Origin of the sequence: Chryseobacterium cucumeris (assembly GCF_016775705.1) — a bacterium.
Lineage (GTDB): Bacteria > Bacteroidota > Bacteroidia > Flavobacteriales > Weeksellaceae > Chryseobacterium > Chryseobacterium cupriresistens.
Genome location: NZ_CP068760.1, coordinates 137,344 through 157,281, shown reverse-complemented (window position 1 = coordinate 157,281; position 19,938 = coordinate 137,344). Strand labels below are relative to the sequence as shown.

The 19,938-nt window shown below is 36.4% G+C and carries 18 protein-coding genes; 11 read left to right on the top strand and 7 right to left on the bottom strand.

The genetic code is table 11. The features are described 5' to 3' along the window. Positions 1–232 precede the first annotated feature (232 nt). The 5 genes from JNG87_RS00785 to JNG87_RS00765 all read left to right on the top strand — a co-directional run bounded on the left by JNG87_RS00785 (position 233) and on the right by JNG87_RS00765 (position 8,918). Positions 233–2,617, top strand: coding sequence for a TonB-dependent receptor (locus JNG87_RS00785; RefSeq protein WP_202841150.1), 2,385 nt, complete (start codon positions 233–235; stop codon positions 2,615–2,617). Between the two features lie 48 nt (positions 2,618–2,665). Continuing rightward, positions 2,666–3,238, top strand: a complete 573-nt coding sequence (locus JNG87_RS00780; RefSeq protein ID WP_202841149.1) for a hypothetical protein — start codon at positions 2,666–2,668, stop codon at positions 3,236–3,238. A gap of 136 nt (positions 3,239–3,374) precedes the next feature. Continuing rightward, positions 3,375–4,709 (top strand): trigger factor, encoded by a 1,335-nt coding sequence (locus JNG87_RS00775; protein ID WP_202841148.1) that lies wholly within the window; start codon positions 3,375–3,377, stop codon positions 4,707–4,709. Between the two features lie 249 nt (positions 4,710–4,958). Then, positions 4,959–5,645 (top strand): hypothetical protein, encoded by a 687-nt coding sequence (locus JNG87_RS00770; RefSeq protein WP_202841146.1) that lies wholly within the window; start codon positions 4,959–4,961, stop codon positions 5,643–5,645. A gap of 429 nt (positions 5,646–6,074) precedes the next feature. Then, positions 6,075–8,918 (top strand): M16 family metallopeptidase, encoded by a 2,844-nt coding sequence (locus JNG87_RS00765; protein ID WP_202841144.1) that lies wholly within the window; start codon positions 6,075–6,077, stop codon positions 8,916–8,918. A 77-nt stretch (positions 8,919–8,995) separates the two neighbouring features. Here JNG87_RS00765 and JNG87_RS00760 read toward each other — a convergent pair whose 3' ends face one another. Next, the gene (locus JNG87_RS00760; protein WP_110007981.1) at positions 8,996–9,580 is read right to left on the bottom strand and encodes a DUF3109 family protein; all 585 of its coding nucleotides are present in this window, start codon (positions 9,578–9,580) and stop codon (positions 8,996–8,998) included. Between the two features lie 6 nt (positions 9,581–9,586). Next, positions 9,587–10,492: a DUF6427 family protein gene (locus JNG87_RS00755; protein WP_110007980.1), complete on the bottom strand. Its 906-nt coding sequence runs from the start codon at positions 10,490–10,492 to the stop codon at positions 9,587–9,589. A gap of 42 nt (positions 10,493–10,534) precedes the next feature. Between JNG87_RS00755 and JNG87_RS00750 the strand changes: the two genes are divergently transcribed. Then, the gene (locus JNG87_RS00750; protein ID WP_002976854.1) at positions 10,535–10,768 is read left to right on the top strand and encodes a DUF6341 family protein; all 234 of its coding nucleotides are present in this window, start codon (positions 10,535–10,537) and stop codon (positions 10,766–10,768) included. A gap of 84 nt (positions 10,769–10,852) precedes the next feature. On the opposite strand, the gene JNG87_RS00745 is transcribed toward JNG87_RS00750, so the two are convergent. The 5 genes from JNG87_RS00745 to JNG87_RS00725 all read right to left on the bottom strand — a co-directional run bounded on the left by JNG87_RS00745 (position 10,853) and on the right by JNG87_RS00725 (position 13,960). Next, positions 10,853–11,290: a universal stress protein gene (locus tag JNG87_RS00745; RefSeq protein WP_062673831.1), complete on the bottom strand. Its 438-nt coding sequence runs from the start codon at positions 11,288–11,290 to the stop codon at positions 10,853–10,855. 59 nt (positions 11,291–11,349) lie between these two features. Continuing rightward, the gene (locus JNG87_RS00740; RefSeq protein WP_202841142.1) at positions 11,350–11,955 is read right to left on the bottom strand and encodes a fumarylacetoacetate hydrolase family protein; all 606 of its coding nucleotides are present in this window, start codon (positions 11,953–11,955) and stop codon (positions 11,350–11,352) included. Positions 11,956–12,040: 85 nt separating this feature from the next. Then, entirely contained in the window at positions 12,041–12,439 is a 399-nt protein-coding gene (locus JNG87_RS00735) for a DUF2007 domain-containing protein (RefSeq protein WP_202841140.1), read from the bottom strand. Between the two features lie 2 nt (positions 12,440–12,441). Next, the gene (locus tag JNG87_RS00730) at positions 12,442–13,206 is read right to left on the bottom strand and encodes a 3'-5' exonuclease (protein WP_131435691.1); all 765 of its coding nucleotides are present in this window, start codon (positions 13,204–13,206) and stop codon (positions 12,442–12,444) included. Between the two features lie 40 nt (positions 13,207–13,246). Beyond that, on the bottom strand, positions 13,247–13,960 hold the full coding sequence (locus JNG87_RS00725; protein WP_202841138.1) for a CDP-alcohol phosphatidyltransferase family protein: 714 nt from the start codon (positions 13,958–13,960) through the stop codon (positions 13,247–13,249). An 89-nt stretch (positions 13,961–14,049) separates the two neighbouring features. Here JNG87_RS00725 and JNG87_RS00720 point away from each other — a divergent pair, with 89 nt between their 5' ends. From JNG87_RS00720 to JNG87_RS00700, 5 genes are all read left to right on the top strand, one after another. After that, positions 14,050–15,978 carry an LTA synthase family protein gene (locus JNG87_RS00720; protein ID WP_202841136.1) on the top strand — a complete coding sequence of 643 codons (1,929 nt, stop codon included), beginning with the start codon at positions 14,050–14,052 and terminating at the stop codon, positions 15,976–15,978. Between the two features lie 206 nt (positions 15,979–16,184). Then, positions 16,185–16,604, top strand: a complete 420-nt coding sequence (locus tag JNG87_RS00715; protein ID WP_110007974.1) for a DUF2147 domain-containing protein — start codon at positions 16,185–16,187, stop codon at positions 16,602–16,604. 54 nt (positions 16,605–16,658) lie between these two features. After that, entirely contained in the window at positions 16,659–16,808 is a 150-nt protein-coding gene (locus JNG87_RS00710) for a hypothetical protein (RefSeq protein WP_202841134.1), read from the top strand. 20 nt (positions 16,809–16,828) lie between these two features. Further along, complete coding sequence (locus JNG87_RS00705; RefSeq protein WP_110007971.1) at positions 16,829–17,809, top strand: pyruvate dehydrogenase complex E1 component subunit beta; 981 nt, start codon at positions 16,829–16,831, stop codon at positions 17,807–17,809. A gap of 114 nt (positions 17,810–17,923) precedes the next feature. Beyond that, on the top strand, positions 17,924–19,918 hold the full coding sequence (locus JNG87_RS00700; RefSeq protein WP_110007970.1) for a KUP/HAK/KT family potassium transporter: 1,995 nt from the start codon (positions 17,924–17,926) through the stop codon (positions 19,916–19,918). Positions 19,919–19,938: the final 20 nt, after the last annotated feature.

The following is a 19,938-nucleotide window of genomic DNA, read 5'->3' as shown; positions in this document are numbered from 1 at the left end:
TTCTGTACTTTAAAGTTCAATGTTTAAGGTTTAAGGTTTAAAGTTGCTGGAAAAACAACTGTTAATTTGTAATTGGTATTTAAATAATGTTCAATTACTAATTTCTAGCTTCTAACCTCTAACCTCTCATCAGACATTAGACTTTTACATTGTACATTTAAAACTAGCCCTTCTCACAAATTTTAACGAAAATGTACCCTGTTGAAAAGGGTGCGCAATCAATCTATTTACAATGAAATTGATATATTGCCTGCTGCTGGTCTTTTGTGGATCAGTATTTACAAGTGCACAAAAAACTTATACTGTAGAGGGAACCGTTCAGGATTTCCATGATAAAACATGGCTGGAAAATGCAGTGATTAAAATCGGGAACTTTACAGCTAAAACCAATAAGAAAGGTCAGTTTTCTTTTGACAAAATTCCTGCAGGAAAGTATACACTCATTGCTCAACATCCTGATTGCAATGATTATACTGAAAATATAGGAGTTGATAAGGATGTTCAGCTGGTGATTACACTGGAACACCATATTAAAGATATCGAAACTGTGACTATTCATGGAAGTCATAAAAATAATGGTTCACTGGTAGTTAAAACACTCAATAAATCTGATATAGAGAAAAATTCTACAGACAATCTTGGGAATTTATTATCTAGAATTTCAGGGGTAACTGCTTTGAAGACCGGGAATAATATTTCAAAACCTGTTATTCACGGGTTGTATGGAAGCCGTATCTGTATTCTGAACAATGGGGTACGTCTTGCTGAGCAGGAATGGGGAGTAGAACATGCTCCGAATGTTGATATTAATAATTTTCAACATATCGACGTGATAAAAGGAGCATCTGCTTTGAAATATGGAAGCGATGCTATTGGTGGAGTTGTGGTAATGGAACCGGAAATTTTTCCTAAAAAAGATACCATAAAAGGTTCAATCGGACTTACCGGAATCTCCAATGGAAGGGGGCTTGGATTAGATGCAGATGTTGCCAGAGTGTGGAAAAACGGATGGGCTGTAAAATCTGGAGGAAGCATTAAGAAACTGGGGGATCAGAGTGCTCCCAATTATAATCTGAAAAATACGGGAATGGATTTTTCTTCCTTCAATTTCACTGTTCAAAATAATACTTATGAAAGAGGAATTTCCTTTGATTATTATCTGACGAATCAGAACATAGGGATATTAAGAGATTCACACGTCTCAACTTCTGAAGATTATGACAGAGCCATGAATGCCAATCCGCCAATATATTCAGGCAAATTCACTTATGATATTGATAATCCGAGACAGGTTATTGAGCATCATATCGCAAAAGTTTCAGCTTTCAAAAGATTTGAAAATATAGGAAAACTATCTGCAACGTATAGCTATCAGTATAATCACAGACAGGAATATGATATCAGAAGAGGAAATCTAAACGAAACTCCCTCACTTGATATGGAGCTCATGACACATCAATTTAACATTAATGATTTATTAGAAAGGGAAAAATGGTCTTTAGAAACCGGAATTGATGCAAGTTTTCAAAACAATTATTCAGATCCGGCAACCAAAGCAAGACGTCTGATACCCAATTACGATAAATATTCTGCGGGAGCATATTCTGTTTTCAAATATAAAATTTCACCTGAATTCAATTTTGAAGCAGGAGCAAGATATGACTTTACCCGTTATGATGTAACCAAATGGTATGATAAAAGTGACTGGGAAAAATTATATGCAGATGCTTATCCACAATTTTATGTGAAAACAGATCAAAACAGAGTTTTAACACGCCCTCAGCTAAATTATAATAACGTTTCTTTCAATGCAGGTTTGGAATACCGTCCCAATGCTAATTTTGATCTGAAATTTAATTACGCAAAAGTGGGAAGATCTCCTAATGTCGCTGAATTATTTTCAGATGGACTGCACCATTCTGCAGGAATTATTGAAACCGGGTATATGGGATTGAAAAATGAACAGGGACATCAGTTTAATTTGAATGTTGACTCAAAGTTTAATGTTCTGAAAGGGTTAAATGTCTCTGTGAATCCATATTTTTTCATTACTAAAAATTTCATTAATGAAATTCCTGTAGGAATTAAAGGAACAATCAGAGGTGTATTTCCGGAATGGGCTTATCAGCAGATTGATGCAAAAATGTATGGAGTGGATTTGGATGTCAACTGGAGACTTACTGATAACCTTACCTATGTAGGAAAAGGAAGCTACGTGTATGGTCAGGATGATACCCATGATGAGCCGTTAATTTTAATGATGCCCCCAAATTTTTCCAATGCATTGCAGTTTAAAAAACAGAACTGGAGCAACTTCTATTTCACTGTTGAAAATCAAACATTTTTAAAACAAACCAGATTTCCGATTAGAAATGCCACATTAGAGCTGTATGTGAATGGTGAATTGGTGGACAAGGAAATAGATTTCAGTACTCCACCCAACGGATATTCACTTTGGAATATCCAAACCGGAATCAACATCAGCAAAAATCTTTCTGCAGGACTTATCGTAAACAATCTTTTCAATACTTCTTACAGAGAATATCTGAACCGTTTAAGATTCTTTGCAAATGAGGCTGGAAGAAACTTTATTTTAAACTTTAGATACAGATTCTAAAGATTAACTATTCAATCAAAAATTTTACAATTTTAAAATTCTTAAAAAATGAAAAATCTATTCAATACTAAAAATATTATCAAATTATTAGCTGTTTTATTCATCACTGTTACTGTTGTTACTTCTTGTCAGAGAAACGGTTCCGCAGAAGAAGATGATCTTCCTCAGGAAGAACTTACCAACATCCTTTTGTTGGTGACAGATGATGCGGCTGGAACTACTCAGACTTATGATTACAGTATCGGAGCAGGAGGAACACCTACGATTCCGCTTACAAATGGTAAAACCTATACTGTTCAGGCAAAATTTAAAAATGGAAATGAAGATGCTACTCAGGAAATCATCGATGCTAAAAACGAACATTTTTTAATTTTTGATTTCCCAAAATCTAATATTACTATTGAAAGAGTAGATGGTAGTGATCTTAGAAGCGATGGCAAAAGAGTAGGACTGAGAACAAAATGGACTGTTGTAAAAGCTGTTGATGGAACAGAACCATTTTTAAAATTAACTCTGATTCACTCTCCACAAAGCGTAAATGATGCCAAATCAGGAACTGCCTGGGGAAGCGTAGTAGGAGGAGAAACAGATGCTGAGGCAAAATACAACCTAAGTAATTAGGACAATTAATCTTGTTTGGGCCACCGGAATTTTCCGGTGGTTTTTTATTTAACAATATTTGGCTTTATAAGTTGATTTTAAATGAGTTTTTTTCATAAAAAATTCCTATTTTTGCAACCTAAAATTTTAATCAATAATGAAGGTTACCGCACAAAACCATGATGATGTAAGTGCATTGCTTACAGTAACATTGGAAAAATCTGACTACAAAGAAAAAGTAGAGAAGCAGTTGATTAATTATGCTAAAAATGCGCAAGTTCCTGGATTCAGAAAAGGGAAAGTGCCTTTGAGTATGGTTAAAAAACAATATGAAGCAGGTATTGCATTTGAAGAAATCAACAGACAAGTTTCTGATGCTTTAAACAACTATGTTAATGAAAACAAACTAAGATTAGTTGGTCAGCCTGTTCCTCAGCCAGTAAACGAATTCGATTACAATGCTGATCAATTAGAAGTTGCTTTCGAAGTAGGATTTGAGCCTGAATTCACTATAGATTTAGCTAAATATGAAGCTCCTCACTACAAAGTAGAAGCTTCTGACAAAGAAATCGGTAAGAGCATTGAAAACATGCAGAAGCGTTTCGCAGAGCAGGTTCCTCAAGATAAAATCACTAAAGATTCTTACATTGCTTTAGAAGTTTCTCAGGTTGTGGAAGAAGATGCTGAAGGTGAGCACCACCACCACCCAAAAAACCTTACTATTACAGCTGAAAACAAAGAAGCTTTCAAGTTGGTAAAAGGGTTGAAAATGGAGGAATCTGTAAAAGTATCTAAAGAAACTCTTGCAGGTGATGAAGAATTAGCTAAAGAATTAGGATTCAGCAAAGAAGAAGTTGAGCACTTACACCACAATGAAGTAGAAGTTAAAGTGAAAGATTTCTATTCATTAAACTTAGCTGAGCTGAACCAGGATCTTTTCGACAAAGTATACGGAGAAGGAAACATCAAGTCTGAAGAAGAGCTTAAAGATAAAGTAAAAACTGAATTAGACGAGTATTTCCAGCAGAATGCTGATGTTCACTTTGTGAATAAAGTATTGGAGCAGGTAACTGAGAAAGAAGAAGTAAAACTTCCTGAATCTTTCCTTGTGAAGTGGTTATTATTCTCTAATCAGAATATCCAATCTGAAGAACAGGCTAAAGAAATTCTTGAAGCTGAGAAAAACCAGTTGAAATATCAGATCATCGAAGGTAAATTGATGACTGAGAACGAAATCAACCTTGACTATGCTGATGTATTGGCTCAGGCTGAACAGTTGGTGAAAAACCAATTGGCTATCTACGGAATCCACCACTTAGGAGATGAAGAAATCCAGAAATATGCTGTTGAAATGTTGAAAGACCAGGAGCAGGTAAGACAAATTTCTTCTGAAGTAGCTATGGCTAAACTGAAAGATGTAATTCTTGAAAAAGCGACTAAAAAAGAAACTAAAATTTCTCACGACGAATTTTTAGAAGAACTTAAGAAATAATTATACCCGGATATAAATATTTGAAAACCGTCAATTTTTTGGCGGTTTTTTGTTGTAAATCTCTTCTAAGAATTACGTCAGATATGTTCCGTATACCAATTGGCCGGGTTTTTGTTTCCAAAGTTCTTGTAGAGCATTCATCAATCATCAACTATCAATTTATCAATCATTACTAATTGCTCATTACTCATTACTTATTTGTATGTCCGCCAATATTCCTATATTTACCCTTTAAACTTTATTATAAATATGAAAAAGATCATCATTCCATTTTTCTGCGCTGTACTTTTCTCAGTACCTGCAGCAGCTCAGAAGAAAGGGGCTGCATCTGCTAAAACAGAAGCCGTACAATCAAAACTTACACCTAAAGAGGTTATTGATAATTATTTCAAAGCACTAGGTGGAAAAGATAAACTAGACGCTGTAAAATCTACCATTACTGACAATACCGTTGCCGTGCAGGGAATGGAAATCCAAATGACAACTAAGAAATTAGGAAATAAATTCAAATCTGTACAATCTTTTATGGGAAAAGAAATGGTGCAGCTTTTTGACGGTGAGAAAGGATATTTTGATCAGATGGGAACTAAAACAGATATTCCTGCTGACAAGATTGCTGACCTGATGAAAGGAAAACCAATGGATGCTTTAGCATTTGATGCATCTAATTTCAAGACAGTATCTACAGAAAAACTTGACGGAAAAGAGTATAATGTTTTGTCTTCCGATAAAGGAAAATTCTATTTCGATGCCGGAACCGGACTTTTGTATAAGACGGATGCCGGTGAAGGAAAGGCAACCATTAAAAGCTATATGGCTGTAGACGGAATACAATTCCCGGCTGAAGTGGAAGCTGAGGGTGGAGGTCAGAAAATGACCATTAAAACAACAAAAGTTTTGATCAACTCCGGAGTAACGGATGCTGATTTTAAATAATAAAATACTTTTTTAAGTCATCAAAACCGGGAATTCCCGGTTTTTTTATGGTAGAAAATATGAACCAAATGCCAATAAGTTTTCTTAATATGCTATTGCAGTGTTTCAGAAATCAGGTTTAATAACTGAATTTTTTTAATCAAAATAATATGACTGTTGTGTTTTACAACGGTTTTTTGGGTTTAAAAGAAGTATATATGGATCTGTTAACCGTAATTTCAAGAAAAATGAATCAGATGAGATTATTTTTAATTAGTCTATTTTAAATAATTAATGAATGTTTTTAATTAAAAATCAATATAAGTAATATAAAAGAAACAATTTGCTTTCATTTTATAATAATTAAATTTTTTAACTTGAATTTAACCCTCTGCTAAAGCCCGGTCACTGGGAGAATTGATATTTTTGAAAGGTCAAAAAATAATGTAGATGAAAAGAATGTTATCTTCGTTTTCAGCCATCTTCCTGATGTCTGTCAATATCTATGGACAAAACATCCCTGTGGATCCGTCCGTAAGAATCGGTACTCTTTCCAATGGAATGAAGTACTATATCAAAAAAAATGTTTTACCGGAAAAAAAAGTAGAATTCCGTCTGGCAATCAATGCCGGATCTATTCTTGAAGACGAAAATCAGAGAGGACTGGCTCACTTTATGGAGCATATGAACTTCAACGGAACCAAAAATTTTCCTGACAATAAATTAGTAGACTTTTTACAATCTATCGGGGTAAAATTCGGGCAGCACCTTAATGCTTACACCGGCTTTGACGAAACCGTCTACATGCTTCCTGTCCCGTTGGATAAACCTGGAAATCTGGATGCCGGTCTGAAAGTAATGGAAGACTGGGCATTTAACGCAACACTTTCTGATGAACAGATCAATAAAGAAAGAGGAGTGGTACTGGAAGAGCTAAGATTAGGTCTCGGACCGGATAAGAGAATGATGGATAAATACCTGCCAAAGCTTTTATACCAATCTCAGTACGCAGAAAGACTTCCTATCGGTAAAAAAGAAGTGCTGGAAAACTTCAGACCTGATCTTATCCGGAAGTTCCATCAGGATTGGTACCGTCCGGATCTGATGGCAATTGTGGTAGTAGGAGATATCAATGTGGATGAAATAGAGAAAAAGATCAGGAATAACTTCAGCCAATATAAAAATCCTTCAAAACCCAGAGAAAGAAAATCATTTGATCTTCCGAATCATAAAGAAGCACTGGTTGCTATTGAGACTGATCCTGATGCTACGGCTTCAGGAGTGCAGTTCATTATCAAAGATTCTGAAGTGTACCAGCCGGATGTAACAGTGCAGCAATATGATAGAAGTATTGTTGAAGGCCTTGTAAATATTATGCTGAACAGCAGACTGGCAGAACTGGTTAATTCTCCAAATCCTCCTTTTACTTATGGTTCAGTATACCATGGAGGAACTTACACAAGAAACAAAGAAGCATTTCAGGGTGCCGCAGCTACAAAAGACGGCGACCAGTTGAATGCGTTGAAAGTTCTTTTGGAAGAAGTGGAAAGAGCCAAAAGATTCGGATTTACCCAATCTGAACTGGACAGGGCAAAAGCCGGGATGCTTTCCTCTTATGAATGGGCTTACAACAACAAAGACAAAAACCAAAGCGGTGAACTTATCGATGGCTACGTGAACCATTTCCTGAGACAGGAGCCAATACCTGGAATTACCTGGGGATATGAACATATTAAAGAAGTTCTTCCATCCATAGCGCTGGAACAGACCAATGAAATTATCAAAAAGCGGGTAAAGAATGACAGCAGGGTCATTATTATTACAGGTCCAAAAAAGGAAGGTATTACCATGCCAAAAGAGGCGATGGTTCTGAAGACATTTGATGCTGTAAAAGTGGCTGATCTTAAACCTTATGAAGAAAAAAAGAAAACTGAAAGCTTAGTAAAACCTTTTAAATCCGAAGGGAAAATTACTAAAACAGAAGCAGACGCCAAATTAGGAACGACCACATGGACTTTGAACAACGGTGCTAAGGTTACTTTCAAGAAAACAGATTTTAAGGATGATGAGATTGTTTTTGCAGCAATAAGCCTGGGAGGACTGTCTGTCATTCCGGATGCCGATTACAATAAAACAAAATTTGCATTTGATGCTTTACTGGAAGCCGGATTAGCAGGGCTTTCAAAGACAGATCTTGCTCACTATCTTGCAGGAAAACAGGTGAGTGTAAGCTCTTATGTCGGTGGTCTTACAGAAGGTATTTCAGGAACAAGTTCGAAAAAAGATCTGAAGACTGCCATGGAACTGATCTATGCCTGCTTTACAGACTTAAATTATAACCCGGAATCATTCAACACCTATAAAACAAAGAAATCTGCCATACTGGCGAATGTGGATTCTGATCCGGAATACTATTTCTCCAGTGAATATTCCAAATTTATCAATCAGAAGAATCCAAGATTTACCGGCCTTGAACCTACCGAAAAAGACTGGGCGAATACAGATTATAAAAAAGCATATGATATTTACAAAGATAAGTTTGCCAATGCAGGTAATTTCCACTTCTATTTTGTGGGGAATATAGATGAAGGACAGCTTAAAAGTGAGATCCTGCAGTATATTGCTTCCCTTCCTGCTACCGGAAAATCGTCTACATTTAAAGATACAGGCTACAGACCAGTGAAAGGAGGATATACAAAGGTTTATAAAAAAGGAAAAGAACCGAAGAGCCTTGTCACAATTTCTTACAGCGGAGAAGCGCCTTATAATGAGAAGGAAGCTATGGCACTTTCAGCTCTTGGAGAGGTCGCTACGATTAAAGTCCTCGAAAAACTGAGAGAAGACGAAAGCGGTATTTACGGCGGAAGCGCAAGCGGAAGCTTCAGTAAAATCCCTTACAGTGCCTATGATTTTAGCATTAATTTCCCTTGTGGCCCTGAAAATGTAGATCAGCTTACAAAAAGTGCAGTAGCCGAATTACAAAAACTGATAGACATGGGCCCTGAACAAAAAGATCTCGATAAATACAAAGAAGGAGAATACAATGAATATAAAACAAGTCTTAAAGACAATGGATTCTGGTTACAGGGAATTGCTCAAAATCAATTAGACGGAAGTGATCAATATAATATTCTGAATTACCCGGATAAAGTAAAAGGACTTACGGTAAAAGACCTTCAGGATGTTGCCAGGAAATATCTGACAAAAGAAAAAAATGTAGCCATACTTATGCCTGAAGACGGTTGGGAGAATGCTAAAAAAAATGAAACCCAAAAAGGAGGTACAACGAACTAATTCATCTTTATTGATAACAAAAATAAAAACCGCGGAGAGATCTGCGGTTTTTATTATTTCATTCGAATGTGTATCGGTTAAGAACCATACTCTTTTTTCCATTCTTCAGCAGCTTCGCTCAGAACAGTATAAAATTCCTCACCATACTTTCTCGTCAGTGGAGTTTTTAAAAACTTATACACAGGAACCTGAAGTTCTTTTCCAAGCGTACAGGCATCGCTGCATACATTCCACTCATGATAATTCAATGCGGTAAATGAAGAATATTCCGTAACACGGATTGGGTAAAGATGGCATGAAATAGGTTTCTGCCAGTCTACTGCACCATCTTCATATGCTTTCTCAATACCACATTTGGTAATTCCTTTTTCATCAAAGGTTACATAGGCACACTCGCGGTTCTCCACCATTGGAGTAACATACATTCCGTCGTGTGGATCAGTAGTCCATGTTCCCTGTTCTTCAAGGGCTTTAATACCTTCCTGAGTAAGGTAAGGTTTTATTTTGTCAAAAATACTGTCCAATATTTCAAGCTCGTCTTTATCCAACGGAGCTCCCACATCTCCTTCCACACAACATGCACCTTTACATTTCGTAAGGTTGCAAACAAATTCTTCGGAAAAAATTTCCTCAGAAATCAATTTATCGTCTATCTGAATCATAATTTTCTAAAATAAATCAAAAACTGTACCCGCTTTGAAGGTCAGTAAACTAATAATAATAAGCCAAACACTGGCTTCACGCATCCAGTATTTAGGTAAAAATCTCATCATTCTGCTCAGAATAATACTTGAAGGAAATGCCAGGAGCAGCAAATACTCATAGCTTTTATTCATATATAGAATGATGGTAACGAGCTGTGCTACAGAAAAGACCAGCAGGAAAGTGTATTTATATCTGCTTATCGGACTTTTCTTGTTATAATTTTTAAAATGGTCATACACTGCATAAATAAGCATCAGAACCACAGGAATCAGCGGAAGAAGTTCCGTGTAATCTGTTACCGGCTTCATTTTTCCAAACGGAAAATAATCGATATTCCATGAAGTGAACTGAACGAAATACATGACAGAAAAATAACTGAATGTAATCAGAACAATTCCCAGAAGGAATCTGAAAAGATTCAACCCGATTTTGGCAGAGGTTGCAATCACGTGAATGATCACAAAAACAGCCATTGGCCAGGTGGTAGGAAGAAAAATAAAGTTCAGGGCTACAATAGATCCTACCAATACATAGGATTTTTTCCTGATATCTTCATCTGCACTCGTCAGAAGCAGGATAAGGAAAGAGTTGGTAAGCAGAGAAACTGCAATTCCTATATCCAGATTTCCGGGATACAGCCCGAAAATAAAAAAGGTGTATAAAAATAAGGGCAGATGGGTCTGATAATTAAGGGCAACACTGTGAAAACAAAAATATCCCAAAGCAATTCCCAGAAAAGTTATTCCGGCAACTATGGCTTCGTAAGTATTGAAATTCAGTATGTTAAATATTATGACTACTAAAAGAAGAAAACCAATATAAACAGGAATTGAAAAAATATTGCTTTCTTTTGAAAGTAATTTAAACATTTTTTATAAATTTGTACAAAGTTAATTTAAAAAAGGAAAATAATGACGTCTTTCTTTCTATTCTTAAGCAAAGTTTTCAAATGGTCTTTCGGTTTCTTTGATGCTTTCGGTAATGTTTTAAACTGGATTCTATTTATAGTTTGCTGTGTACTATTCACTTATTGGTGCTACGTACTGGTGGTTACACTAGGTGGCGATAAAGATAAAGACTATTATTCTCCAACGGAAGGTAAGCACCCTTACTACGATCCGAATATCTACAAAAAAGAAGGTTAATTAATTGGTTATATAGTAAAAAACCGATCAAACAATAGGTTTGATCGGTTTTTTTATTACTAACGATTAAAATTTTCTTTTTTCTTAGTCGTGAATCGGAAGTACCAGCACAGGAATGCTTGAACTTTTCGTGATCCCTTTGGTTAAGCTTCCCACGAATACATCATAAATTCCGCTTCTGCCGTGTGATCCCATCACAATATAATCAGCATTTTTGGCTTTTGCATGTTCCAGAATAATATCTTTTGCAAGTCCCTGTTTTAAAAGGTGTTCACAATCAATATCATGGCTGATGATTCTTTGCTCAATTTTATTAAGCTGTACCAGCTCTTCCCGGATTTCGTTGGCTTCCACTTCCGGAAAATATTGAAATCCCATATCGCCAATGGCAAAGCCGATATCTGATGGCGCTACATGGATCAGGTAAATTCTGCCGTTAAGCTGTTTTGCAAATTTTATGGCACCGTCTACCAATTGGTCTGTCTTGTCCCCAAAATCTACGGGTAATACAATATTTATCATAACCTCTAGTTTTGTTACCTAAAGATAGGAAAAATTTGTCAGACTTTGATATTAAATACTTATAATATTCGGATATCAAGGATTTTTTCCTCCTGAAGATAAGCTTCCAGAATATCATTTTCTTCTACTTTGCCAACCCCTTTTGGAGTTCCTGTGAAAATAAGATCACCTACCCTTAACGTAAAATACTGAGAAGCAAAAGCTACAATATCATCAAAATTGAACATCATATCTTTTGTATTGCCATCCTGTACTTTTTCTTTATTTTTTAATAACGAAAACTGAAGGTTTTCAAGACTGAAGTTCTCTTTTTTAAAGAAACTGCTTACCACAGCAGAGCCGTCAAAACCTTTGGCAAGCTCCCATGGAAGCCCTTTTGATTTCAGTTCGCTCTGAAGATCTCTGGCTGTGAAATCTATTCCCAGGCCAATTTCTTCATAATGCTTGTGCGCTGTTTCTTTCTGAATATATTTTCCTCCCTTTGAAATTTTTAATACCACTTCAAGCTCGTAGTGAATATCATTGGAGAATTCAGGGATGTAGAAATCATTCCCTTTTAGAACTGCCGTATCCGGTTTCATGAAGATAACAGGATTTTCAGGAATTTCATTTCCTAATTCTTTTGCATGCTCACTGTAGTTTCTTCCTATGCAGATTATTTTCATAACTCTTTTTTATATTTTTTAACCCCGTCATTGCGAGGGACGAAGTAATCTTTAGATCGTTTAAGACTATTGATTCCTGAATAGATTAGTGGGTAAACTCATTCCCGCAATAGTAACATTTGAATTTGTGGCTCGTCAGAAATGAAATTCCAAAGAAACTGGTAGCACTGTCATCCCTGTAAATATGATTGGAACCACATTTCGGGCAGACAAAATCAAACTCAGGATCTTCAATGGTATGTTCTACTTCCAGCGAGTATTGTTCATTGTCTTTATAGTCCTGCAGAATCTGCCGGGCCTTTTCCATATCTTCTTCAAATACCTGAAGCTGTATGCCGCCTACCGCCTGAGACAGAAGCCAATCCGACTGGATGAGCTGCTCATTCGCAATGAAACTGTTGATACCGTTTTCAGCCAGTATCTGCTTGTCCCTGTTAGCTTCAAGGGCAGTTTCATAAAATTTAAAACGTACCAGATCAGACATTTTTAAAACCTGCTTGATAATTGAATTTTTGTAAAAATCTTTTTGGTATACAACGGGAAATCAGCGTTCTGAAGCCATCCGAAATATCCTAAGTCTTTTTGGAATACCGCTTTCACGCCTTGTCCTTTATATTTTCCAAAGTTGAAAACTTCTTCCATTTTTTCATTATATCCGATAAATCCGGCAAGGTCTGCATTCTTATTATGGAATGTAAATTCACTTAACGGTGCTATTTCATTCGGAATATCATCATATTTTCCAACCTGAGCGTCAAGAACTTCAAACGTTGCCATTACATCAGCCTCTGCAGAGTGGGCATTTTCCAATGTTTTTCCACAGTAGAACTGGTAAGCTGCACCTAAATTTCTAGGTTCTTTTTTATGGAAAATAGTCTGTGCATCGACCAGTCTGAATTTACTCAGATCAAAATCCATTCCTACTCTTAAAAGCTCTTCAGCCAAAAGCGGAACATCAAACCTGTTGGAATTGAATCCTCCCAGGTCACTTCCTGAAATCATTTCCATAATTTTAGCGGCAATATCCCTGAAAGTAGGAGCATCTTTTACATCTTCATCATAGATCCCGTGGATTTCACTGCATTCTTTTGGAATCGGCATTTCAGGATTTACACGCCATGTTTTGCTCTCTCTGGAGGCATCCGGGTTTACTTTTAAAATACATATTTCAACAATTCTGTCTTTTCCGATATTGGTTCCTGTGGTTTCCAGGTCAAAAATACAAAGCGGTTTATGGAGTTTTAAATTCATGTCAATGATTAATAATTTGAAATGTGTTTTATTTTAATAATTATTTTAGCTGTCCCTGAAAAATGAGAGATACCAGCATATAATAAATAACAAGCATAGGAATTCCTACAATCTGGAATATCGAAAGAATGGCAATTCCTCCTGCCAGTAATATAATTTTTGGATAGTTATCTTTTAATTGTTTTGATTTGAATTTCATAGCCATCATCCTGATCGGGCTGATCAGAAGCCATGAAGTAAGAAGAGTAAGCAGGATTAATAGCAATTCATGATCAAATAAAAAGCTGAAATTTCCGGTTTCTTTAAAGGCATAATAAAGACCGAACAGTAAAACGGTATTGGTAGGTGTATTCAATCCTTTGAAATAATAACGCTGCTCTTCATCCAAATTAAAAATGGCAAGCCTCAGGCAGGAAAATACTGTGACAATGAGTCCCAGATACTTGATCTCAAATGGGAAATGCATTCCCAAAAGCTCAGCTCCAAAAGGTTCAAGGGCTTTATACATCGTAAGTCCTGGGATCACTCCAAAGCTTACCATATCCGCAAGCGAGTCCAACTGAAGGCCAAGATTGGAATTTGATTTTAAAGCTCTGGCTACAAAGCCGTCAAAAAAATCGAAAACCGAAGAGAGAATAAGGCAGATTGCCGTTGTCTGATAATCTCCTAAAATTAAATGTATTGCACCTACACAGCCTGCAAATAAATTAGCCAGGGTTAAAGCATTGGCCAGATTATTCTTTATAAAATCCATAAACACAAAATTACAGTTTTTAAAAATTCTAACTCAAAATAATATGAACTAAAAAACGCATTAAAATGATTTTGATGTAAATTTGCCCCATGAAATTTTTAAAAGGATTTAGAAAACAGGAAGTTCTGGCATTGGTTTACAGGATTTTTCTGGCCTATGTTTTTTATCAGATTGCCAGACTTTTATTCTGGTATTTCAATAAAGATCTGATTAAAGTAGACTCCGTTTCAGAATATATAAAGCTGGCTTTCCATGGTACTGCTTTTGATACCACAGCCATTTTGTATGTTAATGCACTGTTTATATTGCTTAGTTTACTGCCATTGGTCATCAACACAAAGAAAACTTTCCAGAAAGTTCTTTTTTGGCTGTATTTTATTACTAACGGGATTGCTTATGCCATGAACTTCGGAGATTTTATTTACTATAAATTTTCACAGGCAAGGCTTACTTCAGCAGTATTTCAGGTAGCTGAGCACGAATCCAATGTTTCTAAGGTACTGATGATTTCTATCGGACAACATCCTTTCGTACTGATATGGTATATGATCCTGATGATCTTATGGGTTTTCCTTTATAAAAAGGTGAAAGTAGAAGAGGTGAAACCTTTGAAATTACTACCTTATTTTATTACTTCCATTATTACTTTATGTATCACAGCGGTGCTGGTTGTGGGAGGAATCAGAGGAGATTTTAAACACAGTACCAGACCGATTAATATGGTGGATGCAACCCGTTTTGTAACCAATCCTCTGCAGGGTAATATGGTGCTCAACAGTACATTCTCCTTTTTCAGGACTTTAAATACCAATAATTTCAAGGAAGTTCATTTTGTGAGCGAAAAAGATATAGAAGAGTATGTACAGCCTTATAAAGTGTACGACAGAAAAGTAGAGAACCGTCCGAATATTGTTATTTTCATCGTAGAATCTTTCGGGAGAGAATATTCCGGGGCATTTAATAAAGATAAAAATATTAAAGATTACGTTTCTTATACTCCGTTCATGGACAGTCTGGCAACCCAGAGTCTTATTTTTCCGAATACTTTTGCAAACGGCAGACAATCAATTCATGGGATGAGCAGCGTATTGGCAGGAATTCCGAGTCTTACGGATGCATTTACGGGATCACCTTATTCCAATCAGAAAATCCAGTCTATTGTTTCTGTATGTAATGACCTTGGCTATGACACTTCGTTCTATCATGGAGCGCCAAATGGTTCTATGGGATTTCTTGGTTTCGGAAATATATTAGGATTTAAGCATTATTTCGGGAAAACAGAATATAATCATGATGAAGATTTTGATGGAATGTGGGCTATCTGGGACGAACCTTTCCTTCAGTATTTTGCAAAAAATGTAGGAAAGAAACAGCCTTTTATGACTACTGTGTTTACGGCTTCATCACATCACCCTTTTAAAATTCCTGAAAAATACAACGGAAAATTTAAAAAGGGAAAAATAGAAATGCATGAACCGATACAGTATACGGATTATGCAATAAAGAAATATTTTGAAACAGCTAAAAAACAGCCTTGGTTCAATAATACGATCTTTGTTTTCACGGGAGATCATACCAACCAGGTCTATTATCCGGAATATGAAAAAGCGATGAACCGTTATGCTGTTCCGTTGATTTTCTATTCTCCGAATCCTGAATACCAGCTTAAAGGAGTCAGCCAGGAAATTGCACAGCAGGCAGATATATATCCTACACTGGCTGACCTTATAGGATATAACAAGCCTATCAGAAGCTGGGGAAGAAGTCTGGTGAGCGATAAGGAATATCCTTTCATTGTTGTGAATTCTGACGGAAGTATGGAGCAGTTCATGATCGGAAATTATATTTATCGTTTTGACGGAAAAGAAATAGTAGGGGTATATGATAAATCTGATCTGGGCCTTGAAAAGAATCTGGTTAATGAGGTTAAAAATCCGGAAGTAGAGCAGGGAAAGAAAACAGCAAAAGCGTGGTATCAGGATTACATGGACAGAGTGATTAACAGGAAACTGTATTAGGGCGAAATGGCAAAAAGGTAAATCTGTAAAATTGCGAAAACATCAACAGGCCGATTGAAATTTAGCTTTTTCGCATTTTAGCGATTTTACTTTTTATATCCTCTTTATGCTTTGTATAATAAAAGTTTTTGTTCGTTGAAAATTAATTTATATTTTTATCAATACGTAGATAAGAATATTGTATTAAAATTAAAACTATAAGAAATATGAAAAAAATATTGTTAACGTTCGCACTTTCTTTATGTGGTGTACTTACATTTGCACAGATAGAAGGTAAGTGGAAGACGATAGATGATGAGACAAAACAGGCAAAATCTATTGTTGAAGTGTACAAAAAATCAGACGGAAAATACTATGGGAAAGTTTCTCAGTTATTGATAAAACCAGCTGAATCAAACTGTACGGCTTGTAAAGATGACAGAAAAGGAAAACCAATTTTAGGATTGGAAATCATCAGGGGACTGAAAAAAGACGGCGATGAATTCACAGGAGGAACCATCACTGATCCTAAAACAGGAAAAACATATAAATGTACCATTACAAGAAGCGGTGATAAACTGAACGTAAGAGGTTACTTAGGATTATCTTTATTAGGAAGAACCCAGGTTTGGGAGAAAGCTAATTAATTTAAGTTTAAATAGAATTTTAGATGACATTTCAGAAATGAGATGTCATTTTTTATGAACAAAAATTCTCAGGAAGCTGGAAAATCCACAAGAACGGGACATCAGGAAGAAAAATTTATTTTAAATACAGTTAATATTATGACTTCTCATGGAAATGAAGAGCGTTTTTATGATGTGTATAATAAAAAAACACTACTTTTGTAGTCTAAATTTTTCAAGAAAATATGGCAGAATATACTTTTCGTGAGGTAATTGCACAGGCAATGAGCGAGGAAATGCGTAAAGACGAATCCATCTACCTGATGGGGGAGGAAGTTGCAGAATATAATGGTGCATATAAGGCTTCAAAAGGAATGCTGGATGAATTTGGTCCAAAAAGAATAATTGACACACCGATTGCAGAACTTGGATTTACAGGAATCTCTGTGGGAGCTGCAATGAATGGAAACAGACCCATCGTAGAATTTATGACATTCAATTTCTCATTGGTAGGAATTGATCAGATTATCAATAACGCAGCGAAAATCCGTCAGATGAGTGGCGGACAGTGGAATTGTCCAATTGTTTTCCGTGGGCCTACTGCTTCTGCAGGACAATTAGGAGCTACTCACTCTCAGGCATTTGAAAACTGGTTTGCCAACTGCCCTGGACTTAAAGTGGTGGTACCTTCTAACCCTTATGACGCAAAAGGATTGTTAAAAACAGCGATCCAGGATAATGACCCTGTTATTTTCATGGAATCTGAGCAGATGTATGGAGATAAAATGGAAATTCCTGAAGAAGAATACTACTTACCAATAGGAAAAGCAGATATCAAGAGACAAGGTACAGACGTTACTCTGGTTTCTTTCGGAAAGATCATGAAACTGGCTTTACAGGCAGCAGAAGATATGGCTAAAGAAGGAATCTCTGTAGAAGTTATCGACCTTAGAACTGTTCGTCCTCTTGACTTCGATACAATTTTAGAATCTGTAAAGAAAACAAACAGACTGGTTATTTTAGAAGAAGCTTGGCCATTCGGATCAGTATCTTCAGAAATTACTTATATGGTACAGCAAAAAGCATTTGATTATTTAGATGCTCCTATCAAGAGAATTACTACTCCTGATGCACCTGCACCTTACTCTGCAGCATTATTTGCAGAATGGTTCCCAAAACTTGAAAAAGTAAAAGAGGAGATCAAAAAAGCGATGTACGTAAAATAGTTATAGAAAAAAACTTCCGAAAGGAAGTTTTTTCATTTATTATATTCATGAAGAAAAATTCTTGACGTCATAAAATTAGTATAAATTTGCGCCTTTAAAATAAATTAAGCTGATATGGCAGAAGTTACAGAAGATGGCTACCACTTCGACATAAAGAAACTTTCCTTCATAGGAGTTTTAGTGTCTCTAGGAATTGTTTTTGGAGATATTGGTACCTCTCCGCTTTACGTAATGAAAGCAATTGTGAATGCAAGATCCCAGGGAAGCAATATGCCTTTCAATGAATACATAGAAGGAGCTCTTTCATGTATTATCTGGACCCTTACTTTGCAGACCACAATCAAATATGTGATCATTGCTTTGAGAGCAGACAACAAAGGTGAAGGAGGTATTCTTGCCTTGTTTTCATTGGTAAGAAACCTTAAAAAAGGATGGCTGTACCTTATTGCGATTATTGGTGCTGCGGCACTTATTGCAGACGGAGTAATTACCCCATCACTGACGGTAATGTCAGCTATTGAAGGTCTTGAAATTTATAATCCCCATACTCCTGTTGTTCCAATCACCATCGGAATTCTGATTGCCATTTTTGTGGTACAGCAGTTCGGGACCAGTTTTATCGGAAAATTTTTTGGTCCGGTAATGGTAGTTTGGTTCCTGGTATTGGGAGGCCTAGGAGTGATGCATTTAAGTGAAAACTTTGAGATTTTAAGATCTTTCAACCCTTATTACGCTTATAAGCTCATTGTTAACTCTCCGAGTGCCATTGTCATTCTTGGAGCGGTTTTCCTTTGTACTACCGGAGCAGAAGCACTGTATTCTGACCTGGGACACTGCGGAGCTAAAAACATCAGAGTAAGCTGGGCATTCGTTAAGATCATGCTTATTCTAAACTATCTTGGACAGGGCGCATGGCTTCTGACCAATCATAACAAACCAGGTTTCTCTGTAATAAACCCGTTCTTCGGAATCATGCAGGAATGGATGATCATTCCGGGAGTAATTTTAGCAACAGCCGCTGCAATTATTGCCAGCCAGGCATTGATTACAGGTTCGTTCACCATATTCTCAGAAGCAATGTCTCTTAACCTTTGGCCGAATCAGAAAATTGATTACCCTTCCGGAGTAAAAGGACAGATGTATATTCCAAGAATCAACTGGGGACTTCTTATCCTGTGTATCATTGTCGTTCTGCATTTCAAAGAATCAGGAAAAATGGAAGCCGCTTACGGACTTTCCATTACCGTAACGATGTTGATGACCACCGTTTTATTAGTATTCTGGCTGCTGAAGCATAGAGTAAGCAAGGTTCTGATTCTGGTTTTCGCAATGGTTTACATGGCTATCGAATTAGGATTCTTCAGTGCCAACATCATCAAATTTATGGAAGGTGGATGGATTACCGTTGTATTGGCAGGTTCTATCGGAGTTTCTATGTATGCATGGTACAACGGAAGACTGATCAAAACAAGATTTATCCAGTTTGTGAAAATAGAAAAATATGTGTCTATCCTTAAAGACATGAAGCTGGACGAAACTATTCCGAAATATGCTACCAATCTTGCTTACCTGAGCAGGGCAAAAAGAAATGATGAAGTGGAATCCAAAATTATCTATTCCATCATCAAAAAACAGCCGAAAAGAGCAGATCATTATTTTATCCTGAGTATTGTCAATCAGGAAGATCCCTATACTTTCAGATATACTGTAGACGAGATTCTTCCGGGAACCGTCTATAAGATCAATTTCCTTTTAGGATTTAAAGTAGACCGAAGAATCAACGATTATTTCAATATGGTTCTTAAAGACTTAATGGCGGACGGAACCATTCCTTCAAGAAGCAGCCATCCATCTTTAAGAGCTCATGATATACCGCCGGATCTTAAATATGTCATCATAGATAACACCTATATCAACGATATCCTTTTAACTGTTAAACAAAAGATTACTCTTAACATTTACAACTTTGTGAAGTATATAGGAAGTGACGACTTTAAGGCCTGGGGAGTATCTTCGCACAATGTTGAAGTGGAATCTGCACCGATCACAGAATTAACAGTTTATGACAATAAGATCGAGCAGTCCGGGTATTTCCGTCACAACTCGTAGCCACCTGTATTAACCATACT